This window comes from Plantibacter sp. 2H11-2 (assembly GCF_050031945.1).
Classification (GTDB): Bacteria; Actinomycetota; Actinomycetes; order Actinomycetales; family Microbacteriaceae; genus Plantibacter; species Plantibacter auratus.
In genome coordinates this window covers 25,841-36,970 of record NZ_JBNBBL010000007.1, presented here as the reverse complement: position 1 = coordinate 36,970, position 11,130 = coordinate 25,841, and the positions used below count along the sequence as shown (strand labels likewise).

The window sequence follows — 11,130 nt, the reverse complement described above, 5'->3', positions numbered from 1 at the left end:
GGCCGGGGCCAGGAACCTGGCCGGCCGGGCGCACCACGCACATCGCTCGGCACCTGAGCTCGTCGAAGGGCCCACATCCGGTCCCCGAGACCCACATCCGGTCCCTGAGACCCACAACCGGTCCCCGAGACCCACCATCCGGTCCCTGAGCTTGTCGAAGGGCCACCCCAGAACGGACCCACATCGCATGACCATCACCACTCCCCGGCACGCCGCCGCCACGAAGCCCGTCGACACCGCGGCGATCGACGCCCTCGTCGCCCGACTCGACCTCGAGGAGAAGGTCGCGCTCGTCTCCGGCGCCGACTTCTGGACCACGGTGCCGCTCGAGAAGATCGGCCTGCGCGCCATGGTCCTGTCCGACGGGCCGGCCGGCGTCCGCGGTCCGCTGTGGGACGAGCGCTCGCCGTCGATCAACCTCCCGTCAGCGACCGCGCTGGCGTCCTCGTGGGATCCGTCGCTCGCCTACCGATACGGCGCCGTCGCCGCGGCCGAGGCCCGCCGAAAGGGCGTCGACGTCGTCCTCGGCCCGACCATCAACCTCCACCGTTCCCCGCTCGGCGGGCGGCACTTCGAGGCGTTCAGCGAGGACCCGGAACTCACCGGTTCGCTCGCGGCCGCCTACGTCAGTGGCCTGCAGGACAACGGTGTCGCCGCGACCCCGAAGCACTACGTCGCCAACGACTCCGAGACCGACCGCTTCACGGTCGACGTGCATGCGAGCGAGCGTGCCCTCCGCGAGCTCTATCTCGCACCGTTCGAGCGCACGGTGACCGAGGCCGGCACCTGGGCCATCATGAGCGCCTACAACTCCGTCGACGGCGTCACGATGAGCGAGAACGACCTCCTGGAGACGCCGCTCAACTCGGAGTGGGGCTTCGACGGCGTCGTCGTCAGCGACTGGACCGGCGTCCGCAGCCTCGGCTCGGCACCGGCGTCGCAGGACCTCGCCATGCCCGGCCCTGCTCCCGCATGGAGCGCGACCCTCGTCGAGGCCGTCCGCGACGGCCGCGTCGCCGAAGCCGACGTCGACCGCAAGGTCGCCCGGCTCCTCGCGCTCGCGGTCCGCGTCGGTGCCCTCGGCGAGGAAGCGCTGGCGCCGGCCCCGGTCGACGGGGTCGCCTTCTCCCGCGAGGCCGAGACCGCGGGCGTCGTGCTGCTCGACAACGACGGCACCCTGCCCCTCGACGCCGCCACGCTCACCCGCGTCGCCGTCATCGGGCACAACGCCCGCGACTCGCGCACCCAGGGCGGCGGCAGTGCCACGGTCCTCCCCGAGCACACCGTCAGCCCACTCGAGGGACTCCGACTCGCGCTCCCCGAGGCGACGATCGACTACGCCGTCGGCGCGATCGTGCAGGAGGGCGTCGCCGAACTCCCGCTCGAGCGCCTCACCAACCCGCGCACGGGTGACACCGGTCTCGTCGCCACGTTCCTCGATGCCGACGGCGCGGAACTCTTCACCGAGGACCGCCGGTCCACCGCGCTCGTCTGGTTCGGCGGCGACGCCCCGGTCACCACGGCGTCGCAGCTCGTGCTCACCACCACGTACACGCCGGAGGCCACCGAGCAACTGCGACTCGGCTTCGCCACGGGGCTCCACGGCCGACTCTTCGTCGACGGCGTCCTCCTCGTCGACGAGCAACCCGTGGTCGTCGGGAACGACCTCGGCGCGGCGCTGCTCGCCCCGCCGTCGGCGACCGGGGCGTTCGCCGCCCAGGCCGACGTCGCCGTCGAACTCCGCGCGGAGTTCGACCTCTCCCCGAGCGAGAACGGTCTCGGCGCGATCAGCGTCACCGTCGGTCGCGCTCCCGACGACTCCGACCCCGACGCCCTCATCGCCCAGGCGGTCGAGGCGGCCCGCGCGGCCGATGTCGCCGTCGTGGTCGTCGGCACGAACTCGAAGGTCGAGTCGGAGGGCTGGGACCGCAGCGACCTCACCCTCCCCGGCCGTCAGGACGAGCTCGTCCGGGCTGTCGCCGCAGTGAACCCGCGCACCGTCGTGATCGTCAACTCCGGCGCCCCGGTCCTGCTCCCCTGGAGCGACGAGGTCGCCGCCGTGCTCCTCGGCTGGTTCGGCGGACAGGAGATGGGCAACGCCCTGGCCGACGTGCTGCTCGGGGTCGCCGAACCCGGTGGTCGCCTGAGCACCACCTGGGCTGCGGCGCTCGACGAGGTCCCGGTGCTCGACGTCACCCCGGTGGACGGCGTGCTCCGCTACGAGGAGGGCATCCACATCGGCTACCGCGCGTGGCTCCGCTCGGGTGCCACGCCCGCCTACTGGTTCGGCCACGGGCTCGGGTACACGAGCTGGTCCATCGACGGTGGCGAGGTCTCGGGTGACGTCGCCTCCGGTGACGCCCGCGTCTCCGGGACCGCGACGAACACCGGCGACCGCGCCGGCAAGCACGTCGTCCAGGTGTACGCGGAGCGACCGGACTCCTCGGTCGACCGCCCCGTACGCTGGCTCGTCGGATCGGCCGTCGTCCGCGCGGGCGCCGGCGAGTCGGTCGCCTGGGAGGTCGCGCTGCCCGCCCGGGTCTTCGCCCACTGGGCGGACGGCTGGCAGGTCGAGCCAGGCGACGTCACCCTCCGGATCGGATCGTCCGTCGTCGACCTCGTGGACGAGCACGTCGTCACCATCGCAGCCGGGACCTCCCGATGACCGCGCACGTCGCGCGGATCGGCCGACTGCGGGCGGAGACCCGTGACGACAGCCCCGCGGTTGCGACGCCGACGCCTCGGTTGAGCTGGACCGTCGAGACCGCTGGCTCCGACTGGGTGCAGGCCTGGGCCGAGCTCCGGGACGGCAGTGGTGCCACGGCACGTGTCGAGGGCCGCGACTCCGTCCTCGTCTCCTGGCCGTTCCCACCACTCGGCCCAGACGAGGTGCGCACCGTCGAGGTCCGTGCCGCGTCGACTGCTGGGGAGGAGACACCCTGGAGCGAGCCGACCGTCGTCGAGGCCGCGTTCCTGGCCGACGGAGCCTGGACCGCCCGCTTCATCGGTCTCGCAGCGCCCGAGCGTCCTGCGCAACCGATCCGGGTGCGCCGCACCTTCACGGTCGGCGGGCCCGTCCGTCGCGCCCGGCTGTTCTGGACCGCGCTCGGTGCCGCCGAACCGCAGCTGAACGGGATGCCCGCCTCGGAAGACGTCCTCTCCCCCGGCTGGACCGCCTACGGCGACCGCCTCGTGCACGAGACCGTCGACGTCACCGCGCTCGTCGAGCCGGGTGAGAACGTCATCGCCGCGACCGTCGCCGGCGCCTGGTACACCGAGCGGTACGGGTTCTTCCAGTTCGCCGAGCGCATCTACGGCGACCAGCCACGCTTCGCCGCCCAGCTGCAGCTCGACTACCTCGACGGGACGACGGAGACGCTCGTCACCGATGCGAGCTGGTCGGCGGCAGACGGTGCCGAGCTCGTCGACAGCGGCATCTACGCCGGCGAGGCGATCGACACCACCCTGGTCGAACCCGGCTGGTCGACGACGGCGCTCGACGCGTCCACCTGGGCCCCGGCCCTCGTCGACGACGCTGCGCACCCGGTGCCGGAGGCCCGGATCGCCGCGCCCGTCCGCCGCATCGAGGAGCGCGCGGTCGCGGAGGTGCTCACCTCGCCGTCGGGCACGACCATCCTCGACTTCGGCCAGAACCTCGTCGGCCGCCTCCGGCTCACCGTCGCCGGCCCGCGGGGCACGACGCTCACGCTCCGGCACGCCGAGGTCCTCGACGAGGGCGAACTCGCCCTGCGTCCCCTCCGCAACGCCGCAGCCACCGACCACGTCACGCTCTCGGGCGACGGCGAACAGACGATCGAGCCGCGCTTCACCTTCCACGGCTTCCGCTACGCGCAGATCGACGGCTGGCCGGGCGCATTCGACCCGGCGTCGGTCACCGCCGTCGTCCTCCACAGCGACCTCACGCGCACGGGTTGGTTCTCCTCCTCGCACAAGCTGCTCGACCGCCTCCACGAGAACGTCGTCTGGGGCATGCGCGGCAACTTCCTGAGCATCCCGACCGACTGCCCGCAGCGCGACGAACGGCTCGGCTGGACGGGTGACCTGCAGGTCTTCGCCCCGACCGCGAGCTTCCTCTACGATAGCTCCGCCTTCCTCGACTCCTGGCTGCGCGACCTCGCGCTCGAGCAGGAGCACCAGGACGGTGTCGTCCCCATGGTGGTCCCGGCCGCACTGTCCGGATTCGCCGGTGGTGGGCCGACCGCGGCCTGGGGCGACGCCGCGACCATCGTGCCGTGGGTGCTCCACGAGCGCTACGGCGACCTCGGGATCCTGCGCGAGCAGTACCCGTCGATGCGTTCCTGGGTGGAGGCCGTGCTCCGGGTGAGCACCGACGGTCTCTGGTCGAACACCTTCCAGCTCGGCGACTGGCTCGACCCGAGCGCGCCGCCGGACCAGCCGGCGAAGGCCAGGGTCGACTCGGACATCGTCGCGAGCGCCTATCACGCGCGATCGCTCCGGATCCTCGCCGACACCGCCGGGCTCCTCGGGGAGACGGCGGACGCCGAGCGGTACGGCGAACTGGCCGAGCGGAGTCGGGCGGCCTTCACCGCCGAGTACGTGACGCCCGCCGGCCGGATGATGTCCGACGCGCCGACCGCGTACGCCCTCGCCCTGCGGTTCGACCTCGTCGACGACCCCGCCCTGCGACAGCGCCTCGCGAACCGCCTCGCCGACCTCGTCCGCGCCGACGGTTACCGCATCGGCACCGGCTTCGTGGGGACGCCGCTCATCACCGACGCACTCGCCGACGGCGGACACCTCCGCGCGGCCGGCCGCCTCATGCTCCAGACCGAGAACCCCTCCTGGCTCTCGCCCGTCACCAAGGGCGCGACCACGATCTGGGAGCGTTGGGACAGCCTGCTCGAGGACGGCTCGGTCAACCCGGGCGAGATGACCTCGTTCAACCACTACGCGCTCGGCGCCGTCGCCGACTGGCTGCACCGCACCGTAGCCGGCCTGGCTCCCGCGGGTCCCGGCTACCGCGAACTCCGGATCGCACCGCGGCCGATCGACGGACTCGACCACGCCGAGGCCCGACACGTCACGCCCTACGGCGAGGCGTCGGTGGCGTGGCGGCGCGAAGGGTCGTCCCTCCGGGTGTCGGCGGTCGTGCCGCCGAACACGACGGCGACGGTCGCGTTGCCGGGTGCCGCGGAGGAGACGATCGGGTCCGGTCGCCACGATTGGACGGTCGAGGTCCCCGACGCCGGCTCGAGTGCCGACGACGACATCACGCTCGGCCTCGACTCGCCGCTCTCCGAGATCATCGACCGACCGGCCGCGTACGACGCCCTCCTCAGCTCGGTGGGTGCCCACGATCAGGCCAAGGCCGACGACATCCGCCGCGGCACCCAGTGGAGTCGTGGTCGGACCGTCCGTCAGCTCCTCATGTTCACGCCGCCGTCGATGCTCGACGACGTGGACGCAGCGCTTGCTGCAGCCACTCCGGCATCAGAAGTTGCGCGATAACCCCCACTCGACTGTTCCACGTGCAACACTCGCACCGCCTGCACCAGTAGCACCCGCCGCCGACCCGCTCGGCTGATCACAGGAGATCCATGTTCGACCGCAGTTCCGCCTTCGGAGACGTCATCGAGAGCCCGGCGGGTCGCACCGTCCTCGAGCAGTTCCTGCCCGGCATCGCCGCCTCGCCGATGGCCAAGCAGTTCCGCAGCATCCGTCTCGGGCAGCTGTCGGCGATCGTGCCGGAGCTGCAGGACGATGCGGCGAAGGATCGTCTCTGGGCGGCGCTCGCACAGGTCGACGACGGTCCCGACGCCCGCGCACCCTACGGCGCCGCGATCGAGCCCGCTCCCGACTACGAGGGCCAGGACGTCCCGCGCGGCTCGGCGACCCTGACGGTCCCCGGCGACGTCCCGCAGTACGGCGTCGTCGAGATCCGGCTGGACGGGCCGTCGCACGGCAACCCGTTCGTCGACGTGGAACTCGGCGCGACGTTCACGAACGGCGCACGCGAGCTCACCGTCGGCGGGTTCTACGACGGCGACGGCCGGTACCTGGTGCGGCTGCTCGCCGAGGAGCAGGGCGAGTGGTCGTTCACCACGAGCTCGACCGCCCGATCACTCGACGGCGTCGCAGGCGCGTTCACCGTGTCGGCCGCGACGACGGGCAGCCACGGACCGGTGCGCGTGGACGGCTTCCACTTCGCCCACGCCGACGGCACCCGCCATCGCCCGCTCGGCACGACCGCCTACGCCTGGACGCACCAGCCCGAGGAACTGCAGGAGGAGACGCTCCGCGCCCTCGAAGCCGCGCCGTTCACGAAGGTCCGGATGTGCGTGTTCCCGAAGTCGTACCTCTACAACGCGAACGAGCCGGAGACGTTCCCCTTCGTCGGCTCACTCGCAGACGGGTTCGACCACGAGCGCTTCGACCCGACGTACTGGGCGAACCTCGAGCGACGCATCACCCAGCTCGGCACGCTCGGCATTGAAGCGGACCTGATCCTCTTCCACGCCTACGACCGTTGGGGCTTCGCGGACCTCGGTCCGGCCGTCGACGAACGGTACCTCCGCTACGCCGTCCGCCGGCTCGCCGCGTTCGCGAACGTGTGGTGGTCGATGGCGAACGAGTACGACCTGCTCTGGGCGAAGACGAACGACGACTGGGAGCGGCTCGCGGCGGTCGTCGGCGCGGAGGACCCGCACGGCCACCTCAACTCCATCCACAACTGCCAGGGGTTCTACGACTACGCGAAGCCCTGGATCACGCACTGCAGCGTGCAGCGCGTCGACGTCTACCGGACCGCGGAGAACACCGACGCCTGGCGCGAGCAGTGGGGCAAGCCGATCGTCATCGACGAGTGCGCCTACGAGGGCGACATCGACCAGGGCTGGGGCAACATCACCGGCGAGGAGATGGTGCGACGGTTCTGGGAGGGGGCGATCCGCGGCGGCTACGTCGGCCACGGCGAGACCTACCTCAACGACCGGGAGGAGCTGTTCTGGTCGAAGGGCGGTCCGCTCATCGGTTCGAGTCCCGAACGCATCGCCTTCCTGGAGCGCATCTCGGCGGAGTCCCCGACGGGCGTCCTCGACCCGCTCCCCGGCGACTGGGACGTGCCGTGGGGCGGGGTGGCCGGCCGGTACGTCATCGGCTACTTCGGCTTCAACCGGCCGCGGTTCCGCAACGTCTTCCTCCCCGAGGGCGAGTTCCACGTCGACGTGCTCGACACCTGGAACATGACGGTCGAGACCCTGCCCGGCACGTACACCGGTACCGTCCGGGTCGACCTGCCCGGCCGCCAGTTCATGGCGGTCCGCCTCCGCCTGGTGGAGTAGCCGAGCCGGGAACGGAGGGGCCCTGGGTGCTGAGCCACCTCCCGGTCACGAGACCCACCCCTCCCCGGTCACGAGGCCCATCCCTCCCCGGTCACTGAGCCTGTCGAAGTGCTGAGCCACCTCCTCGGTCACGAGGCCCACCCTTCCCCGGTCACTGAGCCTGTCGAAGTGCCGAGCAACCCTCCCCCGCAACGCCGTCTCCACAGCGTTGACACGTTTGTTCGGACCCTTTACAGTTGTCGGGCATTGACGCAACCCCCGTTGCAACATGCGCAATCGCCCGACGACTGGAGAGCGGCCCATGGATCACGGCACCGGCACCATCCTCCCGGGCGGCGTCCTCCGCGGCACCGCCCTCACCGCCCTGCTGCCCACCTGGGTGGCGGGCGGTGGCGGCGACGCCGTCATCGACCGTCTCCGGGACGACGCCATCGTCGACGAACTCGAACGCGCCTTCGCCGAGCCGCCGTTCGACGAGCGCGTCGACTGGTCCGCTGTGCGCATTGCGCAGGTGTCGCACCCCGACCTCCGCGAGCTCGTCGGCCGCAGCATCGCCGAGCTCGCCGCCGAGGCCGGTCAGTCGCCGCTCACCGTCGTCTCGGATACGCTGATCGCCGACCGGCTCACCACCCTCGTCGACCGCCCGTCCTGACCTCCACCATCCGGGACCTTTCTCAGGAGTCCTCCGGCGTGTCACCGGGTTCCCGGCCAGCCGCGCCGCAGATGTCCTGAGAACGGCCCATCAGCATTCGAGGAGAGAACCACCGATGCTTCCACTGCCCGTGTCCATCCAGCAGCACGACGGCGCCTTCACGCTGAGCGAGACGACCGGGCTCGGCGGTGACCGCCGCTTCTCGGCCGCGACCCGCTGGTTGCGCGGGGTGCTGCAGACGTCGACCGGGTTCGACCTCGACGCACGGATCGACCTGCGGACCGACAGCATCGCGTTCATCCACGACGACACCGTCGCGGCCGGCGGCTACCGGCTCGTGGTCGACGCGGACGGTGTGCGCATCGTCGCCGCCGACGCCTCCGGCGCGTTCTCCGGCGCGGTGACCCTGACCCAGCTCCTCCCCCCTGCGGTCAACCGCCGTGCGCTCGTCCCCGGCGTCGACTGGACCGTCCCGGCGACGACCATCGACGACGCCCCGCGCTTCGGGTGGCGCGGCGTCATGCTCGACGTGGCCAGGCACTTCCTCCCCACGTCCGACGTGCTGCGGTTCATCGACCTCGCCGCGCGCCACAAGCTCAACGTCCTCCATTTCCACCTCACCGACGACCAGGGCTGGCGGATCCAGATCGACGCGTTCCCGAAGCTGACCGAGGTCGGCGGGTGGCGGACCGAGAGCCAGCACGGCGCAGCACGGCACGCTCCCGGCGACGGCCGCCCGCACGGCGGCTTCTACACGAAGGACGACCTGCGCGAGATCGTCGCCTACGCCGCTGAGCGGTCCATCACGGTCGTCCCCGAGATCGACCTGCCCGGTCATGCGCGAGCGATCATCGCCGCGTACCCGGAGCTGGGCGTGCCGGATGTGGCGCAGGACGCGGACGAGCCGTCGGTGTGGACGAGGTGGGGCATCAACGAGGCGATCCTCGACATGGGCGAGGAGACGGTCGCGTTCTTCCGCACCGTGTTCGACGAGGTCATGGAGCTCTTCCCATCGACCTTCATCGGCGTCGGTGGCGACGAGGCGAAGAAGACCCGCTGGGCAGCGAGCGCTCGAACGCGAGCCCTCATGGCCGAGCGCGGGCTCGACTCCGTCGAAGCGCTGCAGGCGTGGTTCATCCGCCAGCTCGAGGCGCACCTGTCCGCCGCCGGCCGACGCCTGTACGGCTGGGACGAGATCCTCGAGGGCGGCGGATTGCCGAAGGACGCGACCGTCGCTTCATGGCGCGGCGAGTTCGGTGCGGTCGCCGCCGCACGCCAGGGGTACGACGTCATCGCCTGCCCGGACGACCGCGTCTACCTCGATTACCGCGAGTCGGAGCTGCCGGGTGAGCCGATCCCGGTCGGGCCACCGCTGACCGTCGCGGAGGTGTACACCTTCGAGCCGGTGCCGGCTGAGCTGACGGAGGCGCAGGCCGAGCACATCATCGGGGTGCAGGCGAACATCTGGACCGAGCACATGGACTCCGCCCGCGTCATCGACTACCAGGCATACCCGCGGCTGTGCGCACTCGCCGAGGTCGCCTGGGTCGGCCGCGAGCGCGACCTCGCGGGCTTCGAGGCGCGGCTGCAGCAGCACCTCGCCCGCCTCGACGCCCTCGGGGTCGAGTACCGCCGCGCTTCGGGACCGTTCCCGTGGCAGGAGCGTCCCGACGCCGAGGGTCGACCGTCCACCCGCGAGCAGCGGGCCGCCCTCGTGGAGGAGCTCACGAAGGACATCCGCGCCTGACGCCGGCCGGCGGGCCGTGGACTTGCCGCCGGTCACTGAGCCACACCCGGTCCCTGACTGTCGAAGGGCGGCCCCACAAGACCCCTTGCGCACTTCGACAAGCTCAGTGACCGGAAGAGGTCCACCGTCGCGCGCACCGGTCCCTGAGCCTGTCGAAGGGCGGCCTCCTCAGGTGACGAGCGCGTACTCGGTCCCCGAGCGCGTGCGTTCGACGAGCTGCGCGTCGACGAGGTATCGCCGGAGCACCGCGACGTCGTCGTGGAACGCGGACAACCGCTCGTTGATCTCGGCTTCGTCGACCACCTCGCCCGGCTGGAGCGCTGATGCCGCGACGCGCTGCAACAGCGCCTGCCGCTCGTCCGGATTCGACGGGTACTGCACGATCCGACCGTCGACCAGGAAGCGGTCGATCCCTTCGCGCTTCGGCGGTGCGGCGGCCGCGAGGAGGTCCCGGAACGCCCTGCCCGAAGTGCGTCCGTCAACATCCAGCAGGCCCACCCGAGACAGCGCCTGAACGCTCTGCTCGGCTCGCCGCACAGCACGCTGGGTGGCGCCGAGGTCGGGCTCCTGCCCGAGGACGAGTTGCGCGTACACCGTCCGGGCGTCGTCGTTCGCGAGGGCGGCGGCCACTGCACGCCAGTCCGTCGTCGTCCGTTCCTCGTCCGACATGGCCCCTCCTCCTGCGGTCTACGACATCGTCCTCAACGGTACCCGCGCCGACCGGATCAGCCGATCACCCGTCCTGTCCCCGCGAGGCCGGGACGATGACGACGCTGCAGAGGTGGGTGCCCACCACCGACCATCGTCCGGCGAAGGTGCGCGGCGTGGTCGAGCGCGCGGTCCGACCGGCCGGCACGACGACCCGCGCATCGAACGAGCCCCGATCCGGGTGGATCACCACCTCACACGCCGTGTAGTCGACCCATCGGCCGGTGAGCGGATACCACGCCTTGAAGACGCTCTCCTTGACGCTCCACAGCACGGCGCTCCACGCGACGGGCGGATGGCACGAGGCGAGTCGCGCGAGCATGGACGCCTCACTCCCGCAGACGATCGTCGCCGCGACGGCAGGACGGACGGGCCGGTGCACCTCGACGTCGATCCCGATGGCACTCGCGACACCGACGCGACCGACGGCTGCGATCGTGAAACCGGGGCAGTGCGAGAGACTCCCGACGAAACCGGTCGGCCAGATCGGTTGCCCGCCCTCCCCCGTCGGGATGTCCGCGGAGCGCTGGCCGAGCGTCGCGAGTGCCGCCCTGGCGCAGTCGCGCGCCGAGCGGGATTCGGTGCTCCGAAGAGCCTGAGTCGGACGGACCCCGAACGGCCCGGGTGCGGTGCCGACGGACGCCGAGACGACGACGCCCGACGGTACCTGCATCCGGAGAGCGTCGACCACAGCGGCTGCG

The 11,130-nt window shown here is 71.6% G+C and carries 7 protein-coding genes; 5 read left to right on the top strand and 2 right to left on the bottom strand.

The window, feature by feature from the left end:
* Positions 1-187 precede the first annotated feature (187 nt).
* The 5 genes from ACQG07_RS14155 to ACQG07_RS14135 all read left to right on the top strand — a co-directional run bounded on the left by ACQG07_RS14155 (position 188) and on the right by ACQG07_RS14135 (position 9,721).
* Complete coding sequence (locus ACQG07_RS14155) at positions 188-2,665, top strand: beta-glucosidase (RefSeq protein ID WP_426738585.1); 2,478 nt, start codon at positions 188-190, stop codon at positions 2,663-2,665.
* Positions 2,662-5,490, top strand: a complete 2,829-nt coding sequence (locus ACQG07_RS14150) for a family 78 glycoside hydrolase catalytic domain (protein ID WP_426738584.1) — start codon at positions 2,662-2,664, stop codon at positions 5,488-5,490. The genes ACQG07_RS14155 and ACQG07_RS14150 overlap by 4 nt, the downstream gene beginning before the upstream one ends.
* Before the next feature lie 89 nt (positions 5,491-5,579).
* Complete coding sequence (locus ACQG07_RS14145; RefSeq protein WP_426738583.1) at positions 5,580-7,322, top strand: DUF5605 domain-containing protein; 1,743 nt, start codon at positions 5,580-5,582, stop codon at positions 7,320-7,322.
* Between the two features lie 301 nt (positions 7,323-7,623).
* Positions 7,624-7,974 (top strand): hypothetical protein, encoded by a 351-nt coding sequence (locus ACQG07_RS14140; protein ID WP_426738582.1) that lies wholly within the window; start codon positions 7,624-7,626, stop codon positions 7,972-7,974.
* Positions 7,975-8,089: 115 nt separating this feature from the next.
* The gene (locus ACQG07_RS14135) at positions 8,090-9,721 is read left to right on the top strand and encodes a beta-N-acetylhexosaminidase (RefSeq protein WP_411557406.1); all 1,632 of its coding nucleotides are present in this window, start codon (positions 8,090-8,092) and stop codon (positions 9,719-9,721) included.
* Positions 9,722-9,889: 168 nt separating this feature from the next.
* On the opposite strand, the gene ACQG07_RS14130 is transcribed toward ACQG07_RS14135, so the two are convergent.
* Positions 9,890-10,390: a DUF2087 domain-containing protein gene (locus ACQG07_RS14130; RefSeq protein WP_411557405.1), complete on the bottom strand. Its 501-nt coding sequence runs from the start codon at positions 10,388-10,390 to the stop codon at positions 9,890-9,892.
* A gap of 64 nt (positions 10,391-10,454) precedes the next feature.
* Positions 10,455-11,102, bottom strand: coding sequence for a 4'-phosphopantetheinyl transferase family protein (locus ACQG07_RS14125; RefSeq protein WP_426738581.1), 648 nt, complete (start codon positions 11,100-11,102; stop codon positions 10,455-10,457).
* Positions 11,103-11,130 lie beyond the last annotated feature (28 nt).